The sequence below is a fragment of the Micavibrio sp. TMED2 genome (assembly GCA_002168225.1).
In the GTDB taxonomy this organism is placed as follows: Bacteria; Pseudomonadota; Alphaproteobacteria; order TMED2; family TMED2; genus TMED2.
Window position 1 is genome coordinate 480,707 of the sequence record NHBH01000001.1, and the last position, 18,083, is coordinate 498,789.

Here is an 18,083-nt window from a genome sequence, read left to right on the forward strand (position 1 = left end):
TTACGCTGCTTCGCGCAGATCAAGCCAGCTGGCCTCGACCGTTGCACTGCGGTTGTCTTCGGTATTGAGGATGTTGAAGTCGGGCAGGATGCCGAAGATATCGGCAATCGCCCGGCCGAGCTTGTCGGCGACGATCACCGCATTCTCGGTCGGGGTGTCCGGCATCAGCATATAGACACGCGGCCCGCGCCAGGCGACGAGATCACTGTCGCGCAGGCGTTCAGCGGCAATGGTCGATGCCTGACGATACAGGCTGTTGAGGGAGGCGAGGCCGAGCTGATCGACCTTGTCACCATTGGCCTGCAGGGTCATGCGCATGACCACATGGGGGCGGTTGCTGCGTTTGGTGCGGCGACGCTCGATCACCACCAGACGGTCGAACTCCTCAACGCTGATGATGCGGGCCGGTTCGCCGTCATTGTTGAGCAGGCCGGGCATGGCACCGGACAGCACGGCCTGACGCCCATCAACGGTCAGGTCGTAATGGTGAATATCGCGGGTGCTGCAATCCTTGGCCTCGGTATGCTGGCCGCAATCCATGCAGGTAAAGCCTACTTCCACATCGCCGGACTGATGGCCGCAATCATGGCAATGGGTCAGCTCACCTGAAATATCGTAATCGACGCCATAATGGCGCAGGCGCTCATTACATTTCGGGCAGACCAGCCGCTCGCCCTGCACGAATTGTGGGCGCAGGCCCTGAAAACCGCAGCTGTAGTGATGGACCAGTGGCACCGGCTCGATATGGCTTGAATGGCAGCTTTCGCATTCTTCCTGCGCCAACAGGCGGGCAGACTGGCAATGGCTGCATTCATGGACCCGCTGGAAGAACCGGGTGCCGAGAAAACCGTCGGTCGCCAGATTGCGCAGTACGTCATTATTGACCGGAATGCCGGTAAGGCCCGGATAGGCGGCAACCTGTGCCCGGTTCGGTGCGAAGCGGGCATTAATTGCCGTATCGCGGGTGAAGGCCATGGCCAGCGCCAGAAACTGTTCGCGCTGTTCCTCTGGCACACCCGGAACATCGTCGAGGCGGTGGCAGATCGGGGTGATTTTGGTCAGTGCCTGTTTGATCTGGTCGGCGGTGGCAGCATTGATAACGGCATCGGCGCGGGGCAGGTCGCAACCGGCATCGATGATCGGCAGCAGAGCCTGATCATTGGCCCAGAGACCGCGATAGAGGCGCGCCGGATTGGTGCCGGGCAGGGCGAGCACTGCCATGGTGGCGATATTCACGCCTTTTTCAAAGGTCACATTCGGCATGGCAGGCAGTGCATCGGGTGCGCCGCCGATAACACAGATACGCCAGTCACGGATCGGCTTCACGACCGTACGCGGGGTAATACCGGACACAGCTTCGTTACGACCGGTTTTGGTCGTTAGAGCCTTGTTGCCGCTATTTTTAATGTTTTTGAAACCCAGCATCTGGTTACTCCTTTGGCGTACCTATGCGCACAGTCGATGGCAGCTATTTTCAAATTTGCTAAAATTTGAACTACATTTTTTATATCGATCGGACTACATACCCCGTCAACGCGGAAGGCGATCTTTCTTCTGCGTAAGAACCCTGTAATACGCATAACGATAGAAAGTTTGTCAGGTTTCAGCCCGCAGATTTTGCATGGCTGATGTGAGCGGTCTCCGGTGATCGATTGATCTGCACTTTCAATAATCGTGCCTAGGAAGCGAAACAACCGCGCTGTGGTTATTAAATATGGTTAACGCATCTGGAATTTGGACAGATGCCGATGGCCGGAACACAGTGCGCGACCTGAAACCGACAACAGTGAGTTAGTGCCATGTCCAGCCATTCATCCCAGACCAACAACATTCGCGGTACCGGTTGCAACGACCGCCTGTCCGGCAGCAATGGCAATGACCGGGTGGCAGCGCTCTCTGGTAATGACACGGTTACCACCGGCAATGGCGATGACGTGATCGCTCTTGGCGACGGCAATGATTCCGGTCATGGCGGTCATGGCAATGACCTGATTTCCGGTGGTGCCGGGCGTGACACTCTGGTCGGCGGCCAGCAGAATGACACCCTCAACGGTGGCGACGGCAATGACACGCTCTATGGCGATGGTCATGATGACAAGATCACCGGCGGTGACGGCGATGACTTTATCACCGGCGATAATGAGCGCGGTACCGAAACTCCGGGCTATGACACCGGCAGCGATACCCTGCATGGCGGCTATGGCAATGACACCATCCTCGGCGGCGGCAAGGCCGATACCATTTCCGGTGGTGCCGGCAATGACTCACTCGATGGCGGTACTGGTGATGACCGTCTCCATGGGGGCGAGGGCCGCGACACCATTCTGGCAGCAGCCGGTGCCGATACGGTTCATGCCGGTCACGGCGATGACTATGTCAACGGCGGTGAAGGCAATGATCGCCTGCACGGTGGTGACGGCAGCGATACGCTGTACGGTCAGACCGGTGACGACACCGTTCATGGCGGCAATGGCAGCGACCTCATTGATGGCGGTGCCGGTACTGACAGCCTCGCCGGTGGCAATGATGCTGATACCATCTATACCCGTGATGGCGACGATACCGCCCGTGGTGGCAATGGCGATGACTATATCGAGACCGGCACCGGTGACCACCTGCTGACTGGTGGTAATGGCAATGACGTGATTTATGCCGAGGCCGGTGCCGATACCATTCATGCCGGTAACGGCGATGATCTGGTGCAGGCCAATGGCGGTGATGATGTGCTGACCGGTGGTTCCGGTGCCGACAGCCTCTATGCCGGTGATGGCGATGATCTGCTGAATGGCGGCAATGGCAATGACTTCCTCGATGCCGGTGACGGTGCCGATACCATCAATGGTGGCGACGGCGACGACACCGTCTTTGCTGATGACGGCAACGATCTGGTACGCGGCGGCAATGGCAATGATAGTCTGCGCGGCTTCCACGGCGATGACACGATCCATGGTGGCAATGGCGATGACCGCATTTTCGGTGGTGTTGATCGCGCCGCGGATGCCTTTGATCCGACCGAGAGCGACAATGACAGCCTGATCGGTGGCAATGGTGATGACTACATCGCCGGTTATGTTGGTGCCGATACCATTCATGGTGGCAACGACGACGACACCATCGATGGCGGTGAGGACAATGACGTCCTGTTCGGCGGCAATGGCAATGACCAGATTGCGGCCGGTACCGGTGCTGACAGTGTTCTTGGCGGCAATGGCGATGACCTGATCCGCAGCTTCAGCGGCGATGATACGGTCGTTGGCGGTTATGGCGATGACACCATCATCGCCGGTGTCGGGACCGACGATCTGGCCAGCCTGATTGACGAGACCGATAATGATCTGGTGCGTGCCGGAGCCGGTAACGACTTCGTTGAAGGTCAGACCGGTGCGGATACCCTCTATGGCCAGACCGGCGATGATCGCCTCGATGGCAATGACGGCAATGACTATGTCCATGGCGGTGATGGCAATGACAGCCTCAACGGCAATGGCGATAACGATACCGTTATCGGTGGTCGTGGCTTCGATACCGTTCGCGGTGGTACCGGTGACGACCTGCTGCTCGGCGGTCGTGATGACGATACCCTCCAGGGCAGCAGCGGTTCTGACACCCTCAACGGTGAAACCGGCAATGATCTGCTCGAGGGCGGCAATGGCAGCGATGTCTTTATCCTGACCCGCAATGGCGGCTTCGACATCATCACCGATTTCGGTAATGGCAACGACGTTATGGATGTCAGCAATTTCCGGGTTCGTGACGGTTTCGACGGCCTGAACCTGCATGATGACGGTGCCGGTAACGCGGTTGTCGATTTCGGCAATGCGTCCTTTACCCTCGACGGTATCGATGTCAGCCAGCTGAGCGCCGAGGATTTCCTGTTCTAAACAGCACGCGATTTATCAACGCGTTTTCGATGGGCTCTCCCTTATAACCCGTCGCCACACAAGCCGGTCACGGAACTGCCATTCCCTCTCCCCCAAGTCAGGCAGTTTCGGGCCGGTTTGTCTGTTTTTGAGCTTGAGATGCCGCGCCTGGAGCGTGGTTTATTAGATGCCGGGAGCCGGGAAGGTCACGGTGATGCTGGTGCCTTCACCGGGCGTGCTGGTGATATCGAATGAGCCACCATGCAACTGCATCAACTCCCGCGCCAGTGGCAGACCGAGGCCGGTGCCCTCGCGGCGTGTGGAGAGATCGCTGTCAACCTGCTGGAACGGTTGCATGGCCTGCTCGACTTCCTTCTCGGTCATGCCGATACCGTTATCGGTGACCGTCACCTGAATACTGCCCTTGCCATCGGTGATCTCACCGGCGGGTTCGGCGGTAATGGTGACGAGGCGACCTTCCTCGGAATATTTGATCGCGTTCGAGACGAGGTTGACCAGAATCTGCTTGGCGGCCCGTACATCACTGTAGATCCCGTCGAGACCGTCGGCGATGCTCACATCGACCTGCATCTTGTATTCCTTGGCATAGCCTCTGGTCAGGGTCACGACCGCATCCAGCAGCGGCTTGAGCGACTGCCATTCGGGCGCGATCTGCATCTTGCCCGCCTCGATCTTCGACAGGTCGAGCAGGTCATTGATCATCGACAGCAGGTGCTGGGAACTCTGGCTGATATAGCCGGCATATTCCTTGTAAATTTCTGCGCCGAGCGGGCCGTGCATTTCTTCCCGGATCAGTTCGTTGAAGCCCACAATGCTGTTCAGTGGCGTACGCAGCTCGTGGCTCATCTGGGCCAGAAACTCGGATTTGTTGAGGTTGGCTGCCTCGGCGGCAAGCTTGGCCGCTTCCAGTTCGGTATTGAGGATCGCGAGGCGATCGGCCTGCCGGGCCTGTTCGTCACGGGCCTCCTGCAGCGCTTCCTGCGCTTCCTTCATATCGGTGATATCGATGATCTGGGAGATGAAATAGACCGGTACACCGTCATCATCGCGGATCAGATGGGTTTTCAGCATGCCCCAGACCATGCGCCCGTCTTTCCGGAAATAGCGTTTCTCCAGATGGCCGACCGAGGTCTTGCCGTCGAGGATGTCTTGCACCATCGCGCTGTCAGCTTCCACATCGTCGGGATGGGTGATCTGACGCCAGTGGATCGTGCCCAGTTCCTCAATGTCATAGCCGATGAAATCGGCCCATGCCTGATTGGCACGGATCAGCGTGCCGTCAGGCATGTTCATGCACCATGGTGTCGGTGCGCTGTGAAAGATGATGCTGTAATACTCATCGGCGAGCAGATGCTCGGGCGGAGTCTCCAGATGCAGGCTGCCGCCACCCTTGCCGATGCCTTTATTGGTATCCGGTTTGGTGATTTTCGCCGTTCTGGCCAGGTTTTCGATATCTGACAACCGGGAATTCCGTGAGTCGATTACATGGTCGGGTAAGACTATAACCCCTGTCGTCGCTAATGAGAACCGGCATTGGTGTTTCAGGTGCCAGTTTTGTCAATCCAGCCGGTTGATCCCGGTAATACCGGCACCATCGCTCTTCAGCGTCCATTGGGCAACGTCATCCGCCGGGTTGATGGTCACCGCCATATGGGTGGCATTGGCATGGATCATCAGGGTCTCGTCGAGCATGATGCCGATATGGCCGGGAAAGAAGGCGAGATCGCCGCGTTTGCGGGCCGTATCCGGCGGCAGGGCTGCCCCCAGTCCTGCCTTCTGGTCCGGCGTATCGCGCGGGCAATCAGCGATCCCGGCGAGGTTGAGCGCAAGCTGAACCAGTGCCGAGCAGTCAAGCCCGTCACAACTCCGCCCACCCCAGATATAGGGCAGTTCCAGAAACCGCCGCGCGGTCTCGACATAATCCGCAACGCGGGTATCGACCGGGGCGACATGGCGGCTGTATATCCATGCGCCGGTGGTGGTCTCGACAAACCGGTTCTTCTCTGCCCCGGTCAGGTCAAGCGTGCTGCCGAAGCTGCGATAGCCGATGATCGGGGTTTTCAGATCGCCTTCCGGAAACAGTGGCGCCCGGATCGCGGTGACCTTGTGCCCCGGCTGTTGTTCTCCTGCCTTCTCCGGTGTCAGGCAGCTTGCCGGGACATAGCCGACATAGCGGTCGGCCATATTCTGGCACCAGGCAAAGCCGTCGGCGATCTCGAACACGCTAACCCGCTCACCATGGATCAGCTCGCTGCCCCAGCGGCTGCCGGTGCCGGGTTTCTGCTGCATCGGGGCGGTGGCTGTCTGGACGAAATAGGTTGTGCCGGATGCGTAACGATCAGCCTTGACCTTGTCCTTCAGGGCAATATCGGCAAGGTCGTCGCGGTAGGCATTCAGGTGCGGGGCGAGAGCCATGGGGTTACCCGCTCCGTCGGAATGGATCGCCCCGCTCGGCGGCATAGTCCCAGTTGACCCGCTGCATCAGATCGGCGAATTCGCTGAGGAATACAGAACCGGGCACCGTGCGCTGGATCAGTACCGAGCGCCGGTCATCGGGATCGACCTTGCGCTTGATGAAGCCGAGGCCGGACAGTGTGTCGAGGGCACGTACCACGGCGGGTTTGGAGATATCGAGGCTGGTGGCAAGCCCGCGCACGGTATGGGGCGGATCGCTCATATAGATCGTCAGCAGGATCGAATATTGCCGGATTGTCAGGTCCGGGGCGTCCGATCGGACGATCTCCTGATGCACCCGCCGCCACAGCTCCAGCGGCTCAAGCCGCTGGGCCATGCTCATGCCGGTACCGGACAGGCTTACCGTTTCACTCATGTTCCCGTCTCTCCGTAACGCTGGTCGAGATAATGGAAGACAGCGCGCATGGCCTGCGCCTCACCGCCTTCCGGTTTGCCGGGCTTGCTTGCCGGGTTCCAGGCGAAGACGTCGAAATGCACCCAGGCAAGGGTGTTGGGCACAAATTTCTGCAGGAACAGCCCGGCGGTGATCGAACCGGCAAAACCACCAGTGGTCACGTTGCTGGTATCGGCGATCTTGCTGTCGAGACCGCTAGCATAGGGCTCCCAGAGTGGCAGACGCCAGACCGGATCACCGCAGGCGAGGCCACTGGTCGCGAGCGCATCGGCAAGGGTATCGTCATTGGTCATCATCGCGGGCAGATCGGGGCCAAGGGCAACCCGTGCAGCCCCGGTCAGGGTGGCGAAATCGACCAGCAGTTCGGGATTTTCCTTGTCCGCCACATCGAGGGCATCGGCGAGCACCAGCCGACCCTCGGCATCGGTATTGCCGATCTCGACCGACAGCCCGGCGCGGGTCTGGATGATGTCCTTGGGCCGGAAGGCGCGCCCGGAAACCGAGTTCTCGACCGCCGGGATCAGCACACGCAGCCGTACCGGCAATTCATTGGCCATGATCAGATAGGCAAGGCCCAGCGCCTGTGCACTGCCGCCCATATCCTTCTTCATGTTCAGCATGGCGCTGCTCGGCTTCAGGTCGAGACCGCCGGTATCGAAACAGACGCCCTTGCCGACGAGGGTGATCTTCGGCGCGTCTTCCTTGCCCCAGCTCATATCGATGAGGCGCGGGTTGTTCTCACTGCCCTTGCCGACGGCATAGATCGCCGGGTACTCGGCGGCAACTACGGCCTGATCGTCGGTGACGGTAATCGCGGCATCGAACTGTTCGGCAAGACCGCTGGCGGCGGCGGCGAGATCGGCCGGGCCCATGTGGTTGGTCGGCAAATTGACCAGATCGCGGGTCAGCCAGACCGCGCGGATCTGATTGGTGATCGCTTCGGCATCCACATTATCCGGTAGCGACAGGAAGGTTTCAGCCGGTTCCTTCTCGCTCTTCAACGCATCGAAGTTGTAGCTGGCGAGACCCCAGGCAATAGCGATGTCGGTGGCCGTCATGGCATCGATCCGCGCGCCATCCATATCGGCGAGGCGATAGTCACCGGCGGGCAGCTTCCGGGCCAGATAGGCGCTGGAATAGAGGGTGGGCATACCGATATAGGCGGCGAGCACGCATTCCGGCGTGCCATCGCTGGCCGGGACGATCAGCGCATGGTTCGGCGCGATCTGGAATTTATGGGTGTTGACCCAGTTCTTCAGGCTGTCCGGCTGGTCCGTGATCCAGCTCTCGAAGGCGGCTTCATCGGTGAAGAAATGAATTCTGGTTTCATCACCATTGGTGGCCTGACGGAATGGCAGGTCGCAGGTGAGGGCGTTAAGGGCGTTTGGCAATGGGTGCGGGGCGGGTGACATGATCTGTGCAGTCGGTTAAGGGGGCGCATATGCTTCCCGATAATCCTTCCGCTCCCGGAACGATACTTCAAGGGGGAATATCAGAACCCGCCAAATCCGGGGTCAGCGACCGATGGCAGTGATGCGCCGGGGTCGCTATCCCGACCTTTAACCGCTATTTGACGGCAGTTGTGGTGTCGGTTTCCATTGGCCCGATCACCTCGCCGGTAAGCGAGTCGTCGAGATAGGCCGGTGATTCCAGCCCGGCGGCACTGGCGGTCAGATAGACACCGGCAGCATCGCCGAGATCGAGGTCATACTGGTCTTCCTCAACCCGCGGATCGAAGGTGAAGGCCAGCGTGGTGGTCGGGCGCATGATCTGGAAGTCGGCCTTGTCATCCTCATGCACTGTATCGCCGACGATGCTCCGGTACAGACCGAAGCCGCCGAGCGCGATGCCGATCAGCAAGACCACGACAAAAATGCCCGGTCCGGTGCCGATCAGGTTGAGCAACTGACCGCCGATAATCGGGCCGATAACTGTGCCGATACCATAGATCATCAGCAATCCAGCACTCGCCGCGACCATGTCATTGAAGTCAATGAAGTCTGAAGTATGGGCAATACCGACCGAATAGAAAATCGGCACCAGTGCGCCGATCAGCAGGATGATGCATAGCAGCTTGCCTTGCGTGTCGACCGACATCAGCAGGGCGGCCAAGGAGGCTATAGCCAGCAATGAGGCACTGCCGATAATGACATAGCGACGGTCGATCTTGTCCGAGAGGCGACCGGCTGGCATCTGGAACAGGAAGCCGCTCAGGATAAAGGAGAGCATTATCGTTGCGATGAAGGTATTGTCCGGCTCTACCTCACGTCCGAGGATCGGCAGGAAGTTCGACAGCAGCGAGTTCAGAACACCGCTGGAAAACACCGCACAGAAACCGAGCGGTGAAATCCGGAACAGCTTGCGGATCGGGAACCGCGCGGTTTCAACCGGTGCCGGGGCCTGCACATTGGCCAGTGTCAGCGGCACGACCGAGACGCTGATCAGGATGGCGGCAACGATGAACAACAGGGCATCGGCCGGGTCAATCGCGGCAATCAGCCCCTGCCCCATGGTAATGCCGAAATAGTTCACGCTGATATAGATACTGAGCACTTGCCCGCGTACCGCATTGCTGGTGCTCTCGTTGATCCAGCCTTCGGTCATGATAAACACGCCAGCGATCGAGAACCCGGCGACCATGCGCAGGAAAGCCCAGCCGATGGGGCCGACATAGATGCTCTGCACCAGTACGCTGATCATCAGCAGTGAGGCAAAGGCGGCAAAGACCCGGATATGGCCGACCCGACCGATCATGCGTGGCACGACCAGCGTTCCAGCCATGAAGCCGACCGCATAGGCGGCACCGACCAGACCGATGACATTGGGTGAGAAGCCATCGAGGTCGAGGCGGATTGCCGTGCCGGTACCGACCAGACTGTGCCCGACCGTGATCAGCATCATGGTCAGGAGCAGCGGGGCGATCGACAGCATCAGGGCGCGCAGATCACTAATCATCAGCGATTGCTTTCGGGCGATTGCATAGAGCGTCTCTGCGGCCTGGCACGGAAATACATGGGCAGTATTGTCCGGTTTTATGACAGTTTATCAGGTGGTTATCGGTTTGCTGCCGTCAGCCGCCCTGGCCGGTATGGCTGGCGGTCACAACGTGCTGGCTCGCGGTTTCGCGCGTGCCGTAAACACAAGGCACACTTGCCACATGACCCCATGTAATGTCCAGCACGGCATCCCAGTCATAAACGTCATGCCTGAATTGCACAGTGCCATCGGGATCGACCCATGCCGTGCGATAGATCAGGTGTACCGGGATCGGGTTGTCGAGCTTGACGCTGCGGCTCTTGTAATGCTCGACCAGCGATTGCACCCGCTCCACGTCCCAGCCTTCCTGTTCCTGTGCCAGATAGGCGGAAATGTCGAGTGCGCCATCAACCCGGACACAGCCGGAGCTGAAGGTGCGGTTGGCCTGTTCGAACAGCGCCTCGTTCGAGGTGCCATGCAGATAGACCGAATGGCTGTTCTCGAACACGAACCGGACCGGGCCGAGCACATTCCATGGGCCGGGGTCCTGACGGAATTTGTAGGGCAGGTTTTCCTGACCATCGAACTGGTACCAGTCGATTTCTTCCGGCTGAATTTCGGTGCCGCTGCTGCTGAAGTCGGAGAATACGCGGATGCCGTTCTGCCAGAAATAATCCGGGTCGGTCTGGATCGCGGGCAGCAGGTCGCGGCGACCGATGCTGTCGGGGGCATACCAGTGCGGGTTGTAATCGATGCGGGTGATCTTGGAATGGATGATCGGCGTGGTGCGGTCGATCCGCCCGACAATGACCCGTGTATCGAAAACCGTCTTGCCCTTGTCGATCAGGTGCAGGCGGCTGGCGGCAATATTCACAGCGATAAAGCGGTCGCCGTAATCATCGGCCCATTGGCGGGTGCGCTCGATATTGATGACCAGTGTCGCCAGCCGGATATTGGCCGGGACATTGAGTTCCCGCAAGGTGGCCGGGCCAACCACGCCGTCCGCTTCCAGCCCGTGCCGGGCCTGAAACCGCGCCACGGCGTCCATGACCGCTTGTGTGTAGTGATCGGAGCCGTTGTCCTCGACGCTGGCGATGTCGCCGGTCATGCGCAGACGGCGGCGCAATACATAGACGGCGTCATTGCGCGTGTCGCGCTCAAGCATCTCGCCCGGCTCGGGAATGACCGGCCAGCCTCCGGCCTCGACAATGGCGCGGTAATGCTGGATCGCGCCGCACAGACCGGCGGTCAGTCCGCGCGGTGTCAGCTCAACCCGATCCGGTGGGTGACCCGAGGAAACCGCCTCAACGATGCTGTCCCCAAGCCATGGGTGCACATAGCCTTGGGTCGGTACTGCAGATTGCGGTGGAGCAATGTTTGCGGCCAGTTCCTGTGCCTGTGCCATGCCCGGCAGCAGGGCGGCAGCACCCATGGCACCGGCACAGGTCAGGCATGTGCGCCGGGTCATGCCCTCGGCACCGGTTGCTGCGGGTTTATCTGTCGGAACGGGCGTGTCCATGCAAAATATCGTGCGCTCAAACGCATGACAGTTCAATTCCCGGATGATCAAACGCCGGTAATTTCAGCTTTTCTGTCGGGTGATGTGGCCTCTGTGCAGCGTAGCGGCGCGGCGTCAGGGCTTTGCAATTCAGTGTCGCAATCTGTATTTAGCGGCGTCAGGGGTTGCGAAAGCGGGGACGCAACTCAATATGAGAAGACTTATTCTTCCCCAAAGATTTGCAAATACCGGATTTTTTATGATGGCGCCTGATGATGCGGCACAGAATTTGTCGCCTGATACCACCACTCAAGACAGCACCCTCGGTCAAGGCAGCGGCGTTGAGCTGGGCAGCCTTGCCCCGCGTCCGCTCGGTCGGGTCAACTGGATCGGTTTCTGGACCCTTTACAACAAAGAGGTAAAGCGGTTCATCAAGGTCTATTCCCAGACCATTCTGGCACCGATCATCACCACCCTGCTGTTCTATATGGTATTTGCTCTCGCCCTTGATGCGGGCAGCCGGTCGGTCGGTGATGTGCCCTATCTGGCATTCCTCGCCCCCGGCTTGATCATGATGGTGATCACCCAGAACGCCTTCGCCAATACCTCCTCCTCGGTGGTGATTGCCAAGGTTCAGGGCAATATCGTTGATATCCTCCTACCACCGCTCAATTCCGTCGAATTGGCCCTCGGCTGGGTGCTGGGTGGGGTTACCCGCGGAATTGTAGTCGGTTTCTTCACGTGGCTGGTGCTGGTGATGTTCGTCGATATCCCGGTGCATAGTCCCGGGCTGATCCTGTTCCATGCGATCAGCGGCTCGATGCTGCTCTCAACCCTCGGGGTCGTCGGCGGTATCTGGTCGGAAAAGTTCGATCATATCGCTGCCGTAACGAATTTTGTCGTCACGCCGCTGACCTTTCTGTCCGGCACCTTCTATTCCGTTGAGCGGCTGCCGGAGAACTGGCTGTTCATGGCGCATCTCAATCCGTTCTTCTACATGATTGACGGCTTCCGGGCCGGGTTCATCGGCCATGCCGATGGTGACATCATGATCGGGCTGGTTGTCGGCGTGGTGACCAATGCCGCACTGCTCGCGCTGGCGATCCGCATGCTGCAGACCGGGTACAGGCTGCGACCATGAGTGCCGAACCGCAGGGCGCATCGGACAGCACCGTTCCGGCGGCGCTGCGTATCTTCGACAACGCACCGTTGCTGCTGATCCTGACCATGACCTTCTGGGCCGGCAATGGTGTGCTCGGCAAATGGGTGGCGCTCAGCGATGAGTTGCCGCCGGTGGCGCTGGCGTTCTGGCGCTGGATCATTGCGCTGTGCCTGATCCTGCCCTTTGCCTGGCCCCATCTGAAACGCGACTGGCCTGCCCTGAAGCAGAAATGGCGGGTGGTGCTGATCATGTCGTTTTTCGGCATTACCATGTTCAACACGCTGATCTACTGGAGCCAGTATTTCACCTCGGCGGTCAACCTGTTCCTGCTCAACGCCACGCTGCCACTGCTGATCCCGGCCTTTTCCTTCCTGTTTTTCCGGGACCGGGTTACCAGAGTGCAGCTGGCCTCGATTGTGCTCGCCCTGACCGGGGCGGTGACCATTATCAGCGGTGGCGATATTTCCGTCCTGACCGGTCTTGCCGTCAATAATGGCGATCTGCTGATCGTGTTTGCCATGATCAGCTATGCCATCTATTCGGTCTGTCTGCGCCTCAAGCCGGTGGTGCATCCGATGACCATGCTGTTCGCCACCTTTACGGTCGGTATGCTGTTTCTGGTGCCGGTCTATATCTGGGAACACCTCTATGTGGCACAGGTCCAGATCACGGCGAAGACAGCGGTGGCGCTCGCCTATGTTGGCATCTTCCCGTCCTTTGCCGCCTATCTCTGCTATAACCGGGGGATTGAGCTGATCGGTGCGAACCGGGCCTCGCTCTATTTCCACCTGATGCCGGTGATCGGCACGATCTTTGCCGTGCTGCTGTTTGCCGAGCCGCTGCGCTGGTATCACGCCGTCGGGGCTGTTCTGATTGTCACAGGCATCATCATTACCACCCGCAAACCACGATGATATTGTGTCTTCACGGCAAATAATGCGCTATTTCGAGCGTCTTGGTCTTCGCAAGCGCTGCAAAACAGGTTACCTTAATTGCGGCAAAAACATGGCAGCCCGCAACCCGTTGTGGGAACCTGTAGCGCGCGGCACTTGGCGATACCGGTCTGTCATTCAAGGGTCTGAGAAACGCAGACCAACAAGTTAAGGGGATAACGCCGAACATGTCCGACCTGTCCGCCAAAAATCCCGCTGGCAAGGCCCCTGATGGCCGGATCATGAGCCAGCAGAAATTCCGCCTGATCACCCGAAGCGATTTTGACGGTCTGGTCTGTGCGGTCCTGCTCCGTGAAATGGATATGATCGAGGAGGTGCTGTTCGTGCACCCCAAGGACATGCAGGACGGCAAGATCCCGGTTACCCGCCACGACATCACTTGCAACCTGCCCTATCAGGAAGGTGTGCATCTCTGCTTCGATCACCATCTGAGCGAGTTCTACCGTAACGAGGACCGGAACAACCACATCCTCGATCCCCATGCCGACAGCGCGGCGCGGGTGGTCTATGAATATTACGGTGGTCGCACCCGGTTCCGGAATATCTCCGACGACATGATGCTGGCGGTGGACAAGGCGGACAGCGCCCAGTTCACCGAGGAGGAAATCCTCGACCCGCAGGGCTGGGTGCTGCTCAGCTTTATCATGGATGCCCGCACGGGCCTCGGCCGGTTCCGCAATTTCAGTGTTTCCAACTACCAGCTGATGCTGAACCTCGTGGACATCTGCCGCGAGTACAAGGACGTAAACGACATTCTGGCACTGCCCGATGTGGCCGAGCGTGTCGCCCTCTATGAGGAGCATGTGGAGCCATATATCAATCAGGTCCATGCCTGTTCCGAGAAATATGACAACCTGATCGTGCTCGATCTGCGGGAGGAGGATATCCTCTATGCTGGCAACCGGTTCATGATCTACGCCCTGTTCCCTGACTGCGATATGTCCATGCATGTGATGTGGGGTCGCCAGAAACAGAACACGGTCTTTGCCGTTGGCAAGTCGATCATCAATCGCGACAGCAAGGTCAATGTCGGCAAGCTGATGCTCGAATATGGCGGCGGCGGCCATGAAGCGGCGGGTACCTGTCAGATCGACAACGACAAGGCACCCGAAATCATGGTGGAATTGATTGACAAGCTGACCTCCTAGGGGCGATTGTCAAATCAGACAGCGTTACCGCATCTGGAAACGCTGGTGCCATTTCTAGATTATAAACAGGTATCAAGGCCATCATGGGCATCCTGACCAGACACCGCAATCGACGCCGACGTATGGCTGTGGCTGCCTTGGGTTTGGGGCTGGCTGGATTGCGCTGTGCCGTTGCACTGCGACGACGACGATCCTGATACCAGATTTTCCATTTGATCCGACAGCCGGTCAGCAAACCTGAACCGGCTGTTTTGTTTTTTCAGTCGAACGATCGCGCGAACCAACAAAACCGGTATTCGTTCCTGTATCAGAAAGTAGTATTTACCGATGAGCATCCAGTCCTCTGTATCGCAAGCCCCGGCCGATGCCGGTCAATCGAACACCGCGAATGACACCATGATCTCCCCTGCGATCCCACCCGTCATGCCCACCTATGCCCGCGCCAACCTGTCATTCAGCCATGGCGAGGGGGTTTACCTGTTCAGCGGTGATGGCCACCGCTATCTCGATTTTGCCGCCGGTATTGCCGTCAATGCCCTTGGCCACAGCCATCCGCATCTGGTCGAAACCCTGCAGGATCAGGGCGGTAAGCTCTGGCATATCTCCAATCTGTACCGGGTGCCGGAAGCGGAGCGACTGGCGGCACGGCTGGTGGAGCACAGTTTTGCCGACACCATGTTCTTCACCAATTCCGGTGCCGAGGCATGGGAATGCGGGGTCAAGCTGATCCGCAAGTATTTCGATCATATCGGTCAGCCTGATCGCTATCGGATCATCTGCCTCGACGGTGCGTTTCATGGCCGGACGCTGGGTGGTATCTCTGCCACCCGTCAGCCGAAGATGATCGGCGGCTTCGGGCCACTACTCGATGGCTTTGACGTGGTGCCGTTCGGTGATCTGGCGGCGATCGAGGCGGCAATCGGGCCGCGGACCGCTGCCATTCATCTGGAGCCGATCCAGGGCGAGGGCGGTATCCGCGCGGTTGATGCCGAGTTCCTGCGCGCGGTCCGGGCGCTCTGTGACCAAAACGGCTTGCTGCTCTATCTCGATGAAATTCAATGTGGCATGGGCCGCACCGGCAAGCTGTTTGCCCATGAATGGGCCGGGATCACCCCGGACGTGATGAGTGTTGCCAAGGGTATTGGCGGTGGTTTCCCGCTCGGTGCCTGTATGGCAACGGCCAAGGCCGCTGCCGGGATGGTGGCGGGCACCCATGGCTCCACCTATGGCGGCAACCCGCTGGCCACCGCCATCGGCAATGCCGTGCTCGACGTCATTCTGGAGCCCGGCTTCCTGTCGCATGTGGAACAGCAGGGCAAGGCGCTGGGTGCGGCGCTGGTGGCGCTGCAATCGCGCTATCCGGGTCTGGTGCAGCAAGTGCGCGGCATGGGGCTGATGCTTGGCTTGCGCCTTGTTGACGCTGTGGCAGCGGGCGATGTTGTGGCCCGTTTGCGTGAGCATAACCTGCTGACGGTACCGGCCAGCGATAATACCGTGCGTCTGCTGCCGCCGCTGATTATTGAACAACAGCATATCGATGAAGCCATTGCCGCGCTGGATGCGGTATTCGCCGCCATGGTGACGGAAGGAATGGGCCAATGACCGCACAAGCAACACAGATGACCGGACGGCATTTTCTCGACCTCAAGGATCTGACCGGTGCCCAACTGCGCCGCATCCTCGATCTGGCCGTTGCCTATAAGCGCGACCTGAAATCCGGCAAGCAAAGCACCAGCCTCGCCGGGCGCAGCCTCGGCCTGATTTTCGAGAAGCCATCGACCAGAACTCGCGTATCTTTTGATGTGGGTATGTCCCAGATGGGCGGCCATGCGGTTACCCTATCACCCCATGACATGCAGCTGGGGCGCGGCGAGACCATCCCTGACACCGCGCGGGTGCTGTCCCGCTATGTGGATGCGATCATGCTGCGCACCGATGCGGCGGCCAAGATGCATGAGTTGGCAGCCCATGCCACGGTGCCGGTGATCAACGGCCTGACCGATGACACCCATCCCTGCCAGATTATCGCCGATATCATGACCTTCGAGGAGCATCGCGGACCGATTGCCGGCAAGGTGCTGGCCTGGGTCGGCGATGCCAATAATGTGGCCGCCAGCATTGCCGAGGCAGCCATCAGACTCGGCTTCGAGTTTCGCATTGCCCACCCGGCGGAATTGCCGCCCGCACCCTGGCTGCTCGATTGGCTCGCCATGGAGCAGGACAAGGCCGCCAGCGGTGGCAAGGTCAGCTTCGGTCATGATGCGGCAGTGGCGGTTGCGGGGGCGGATTGCGTCATCACCGATACCTGGACCTCGATGCATCAGGAGAATGACGGCATCCCGCGCCACAAGATTTTCGCGCCATTTCAAGTGGATGAGGCTCTGATGGCCAAGGCGGATGATAATGCGCTGTTCATGCATTGCCTGCCCGCACACCGCGGTGAGGAAGTCACCGATGCGGTAATCGAGGGGCGACATTCAGTGGTCTTTGACGAAGCCGAAAACCGGTTGCACGCACAGAAAGGCATCTTGCACTGGTGCATTCTCGGTGATGCCTGATAGGCTGTTATCAGTTTCAATCCGATCTATCTGACGCTGTTGATATACACGATGGAATCACATCCCAGTTCTGAGCGGTTACAGGCATCCTTTGACCGCGATACCGATATCATCCAGCCATTCCAGCTCGAGGCGACCAATTTGCGCGGTCGCCTCGTGCGTATGGATGATGTTGTTGACGACATTCTGAGCCGCCACGACTATCCGGTTGTGGTCGCCGATCTGCTGGCTGAGGCCCTGACCCTGACGGTGATCCTCGCCTCCGCGCTAAAATATGACGGCATCTTCACGCTCCAGACCCGCAGTGACGGGCCGATCTCCATGGTGGTCATCGATATGACCAGCAGCGGGGCGATCCGTGGTTATGCCAAATTCGATGAGGAAAAGCTGGCGGCGGTGCAGGAAGATCTCGGCGATCTCGCCGGTATCGACCGGCCTTCCCATCAGGCGGGCCTCTCCACCATCCTTGGCGGTGGCTATCTGGCCTTTACCGTCGACCAGGGTGCCCATACCGAGCGGTATCAGGGCATTGTCGAGCTGACCGGCAGCAATATGGCCGATTGCGTGGTCAATTACTTCAAGCAGTCGGAGCAGCTCGATACCGGTGTCTCGATCAAGGTGGAGCAGCATGACGGCCATTGGCGCGCCGGTGGGTTGATGCTCCAGCGCATGCCCGAGGACCAGGAGCAGATCATCAACAAGCGTCTGGGCAATGACGAAGAAGACGGCTGGCGGCGGGCCATGGTCATGCTCGGGTCACTGACCACCCATGAGATGGTCGATCCGGCACTCCCGGCCAATGATCTGTTGTATCGCCTGTTCAACGAGGATGGTGTGCGGGTGTTCGAGCGTCACGGTGTTTCCCGTGACTGTCGCTGCAGCCGCGAGCGCATCATGAACATGCTCAACGGTCTGCCGACCGAGGCGATCGAGGATATGGCGGTTGATAATGCGCTCGAGGTGACTTGCGAATTTTGCAGCACCGTTTATAGCGTTGGTGTCCCTGAAGTTATGAAAAACCGAGAACAATAAAATGAC

14 protein-coding genes are annotated in these 18,083 nt (G+C 59.1%); 7 read left to right on the plus strand and 7 right to left on the minus strand.

All coding sequences use genetic code 11. The features are described 5' to 3' along the window. Nucleotides 1-1,425, minus strand: a complete 1,425-nt coding sequence (locus CBB62_02365) for a hypothetical protein (GenBank protein OUT41224.1) — start codon at nt 1,423-1,425, stop codon at nt 1-3. A 374-nt stretch (nt 1,426-1,799) separates the two neighbouring features. On the opposite strand from CBB62_02365, the gene CBB62_02370 reads away from it, so the two are divergent. Next, nucleotides 1,800-3,881 carry a hypothetical protein gene (locus tag CBB62_02370; GenBank protein OUT41225.1) on the plus strand — a complete coding sequence of 694 codons (2,082 nt, stop codon included), beginning with the start codon at nt 1,800-1,802 and terminating at the stop codon, nt 3,879-3,881. 162 nt (nt 3,882-4,043) lie between these two features. Here the strand turns inward: CBB62_02370 and CBB62_02375 are convergent, their stop codons facing one another. The 6 genes from CBB62_02375 to CBB62_02400 form a co-directional block, all read right to left on the minus strand. After that, nucleotides 4,044-5,342: a hypothetical protein gene (locus CBB62_02375; GenBank protein ID OUT41226.1), complete on the minus strand. Its 1,299-nt coding sequence runs from the start codon at nt 5,340-5,342 to the stop codon at nt 4,044-4,046. 96 nt (nt 5,343-5,438) lie between these two features. Further along, complete coding sequence (locus tag CBB62_02380; GenBank protein ID OUT41227.1) at nt 5,439-6,341, minus strand: hypothetical protein; 903 nt, start codon at nt 6,339-6,341, stop codon at nt 5,439-5,441. Beyond that, nucleotides 6,301-6,678 (minus strand): MarR family transcriptional regulator, encoded by a 378-nt coding sequence (locus CBB62_02385; protein ID OUT42596.1) that lies wholly within the window; start codon nt 6,676-6,678, stop codon nt 6,301-6,303. The genes CBB62_02380 and CBB62_02385 overlap by 41 nt, the downstream gene beginning before the upstream one ends. Nucleotides 6,679-6,707: 29 nt before the next feature. Continuing rightward, nucleotides 6,708-8,162 carry a hypothetical protein gene (locus CBB62_02390; protein OUT41228.1) on the minus strand — a complete coding sequence of 485 codons (1,455 nt, stop codon included), beginning with the start codon at nt 8,160-8,162 and terminating at the stop codon, nt 6,708-6,710. Nucleotides 8,163-8,316: 154 nt separating this feature from the next. Further along, complete coding sequence (locus CBB62_02395) at nt 8,317-9,705, minus strand: hypothetical protein (protein ID OUT41229.1); 1,389 nt, start codon at nt 9,703-9,705, stop codon at nt 8,317-8,319. 115 nt (nt 9,706-9,820) lie between these two features. After that, nucleotides 9,821-11,245, minus strand: a complete 1,425-nt coding sequence (locus tag CBB62_02400; GenBank protein ID OUT41230.1) for a hypothetical protein — start codon at nt 11,243-11,245, stop codon at nt 9,821-9,823. A 241-nt stretch (nt 11,246-11,486) separates the two neighbouring features. Between CBB62_02400 and CBB62_02405 the strand changes: the two genes are divergently transcribed. The 6 genes from CBB62_02405 to CBB62_02430 all read left to right on the plus strand — a co-directional run bounded on the left by CBB62_02405 (nt 11,487) and on the right by CBB62_02430 (nt 18,077). After that, complete coding sequence (locus CBB62_02405) at nt 11,487-12,365, plus strand: multidrug ABC transporter permease (GenBank protein OUT42597.1); 879 nt, start codon at nt 11,487-11,489, stop codon at nt 12,363-12,365. Further along, the gene (locus CBB62_02410; GenBank protein OUT41231.1) at nt 12,362-13,300 is read left to right on the plus strand and encodes a hypothetical protein; all 939 of its coding nucleotides are present in this window, start codon (nt 12,362-12,364) and stop codon (nt 13,298-13,300) included. Before CBB62_02405 ends, CBB62_02410 begins: the two co-directional genes overlap by 4 nt. Nucleotides 13,301-13,560: 260 nt before the next feature. Next, nucleotides 13,561-14,487: an exopolyphosphatase gene (locus CBB62_02415; GenBank protein ID OUT42598.1), complete on the plus strand. Its 927-nt coding sequence runs from the start codon at nt 13,561-13,563 to the stop codon at nt 14,485-14,487. A gap of 423 nt (nt 14,488-14,910) precedes the next feature. Beyond that, nucleotides 14,911-16,089: an acetylornithine transaminase gene (locus CBB62_02420; GenBank protein OUT42599.1), complete on the plus strand. Its 1,179-nt coding sequence runs from the start codon at nt 14,911-14,913 to the stop codon at nt 16,087-16,089. 17 nt (nt 16,090-16,106) lie between these two features. Next, nucleotides 16,107-17,045, plus strand: a complete 939-nt coding sequence (locus CBB62_02425) for an ornithine carbamoyltransferase (GenBank protein OUT42600.1) — start codon at nt 16,107-16,109, stop codon at nt 17,043-17,045. Nucleotides 17,046-17,096: 51 nt separating this feature from the next. Continuing rightward, nucleotides 17,097-18,077 (plus strand): hypothetical protein, encoded by a 981-nt coding sequence (locus tag CBB62_02430; protein OUT41232.1) that lies wholly within the window; start codon nt 17,097-17,099, stop codon nt 18,075-18,077. The last annotated feature ends 6 nt before the right edge of the window (nt 18,078-18,083 follow it).

Coding starts and splice junctions, on each gene's coding strand:
- CBB62_02365 (OUT41224.1), bottom strand. CDS start 1,425: ATGCTGGGTTTCAAAAACATTAAAAATAGCGGCAACAAGGCTCTAACG.
- CBB62_02370 (OUT41225.1), top strand. CDS start 1,800: ATGTCCAGCCATTCATCCCAGACCAACAACATTCGCGGTACCGGTTGC.
- CBB62_02380 (OUT41227.1), bottom strand. CDS start 6,341: ATGCCGCCGAGCGGGGCGATCCATTCCGACGGAGCGGGTAACCCCATG.
- CBB62_02385 (OUT42596.1), bottom strand. CDS start 6,678: ATGAGCATGGCCCAGCGGCTTGAGCCGCTGGAGCTGTGGCGGCGGGTG.
- CBB62_02390 (OUT41228.1), bottom strand. CDS start 8,162: ATGTCACCCGCCCCGCACCCATTGCCAAACGCCCTTAACGCCCTCACC.
- CBB62_02395 (OUT41229.1), bottom strand. CDS start 9,705: ATGATTAGTGATCTGCGCGCCCTGATGCTGTCGATCGCCCCGCTGCTC.
- CBB62_02400 (OUT41230.1), bottom strand. CDS start 11,245: ATGGACACGCCCGTTCCGACAGATAAACCCGCAGCAACCGGTGCCGAG.
- CBB62_02405 (OUT42597.1), top strand. CDS start 11,487: ATGGCGCCTGATGATGCGGCACAGAATTTGTCGCCTGATACCACCACT.
- CBB62_02410 (OUT41231.1), top strand. CDS start 12,362: ATGAGTGCCGAACCGCAGGGCGCATCGGACAGCACCGTTCCGGCGGCG.
- CBB62_02415 (OUT42598.1), top strand. CDS start 13,561: ATGAGCCAGCAGAAATTCCGCCTGATCACCCGAAGCGATTTTGACGGT.
- CBB62_02420 (OUT42599.1), top strand. CDS start 14,911: ATGCCCACCTATGCCCGCGCCAACCTGTCATTCAGCCATGGCGAGGGG.
- CBB62_02425 (OUT42600.1), top strand. CDS start 16,107: ATGACCGGACGGCATTTTCTCGACCTCAAGGATCTGACCGGTGCCCAA.
- CBB62_02430 (OUT41232.1), top strand. CDS start 17,097: ATGGAATCACATCCCAGTTCTGAGCGGTTACAGGCATCCTTTGACCGC.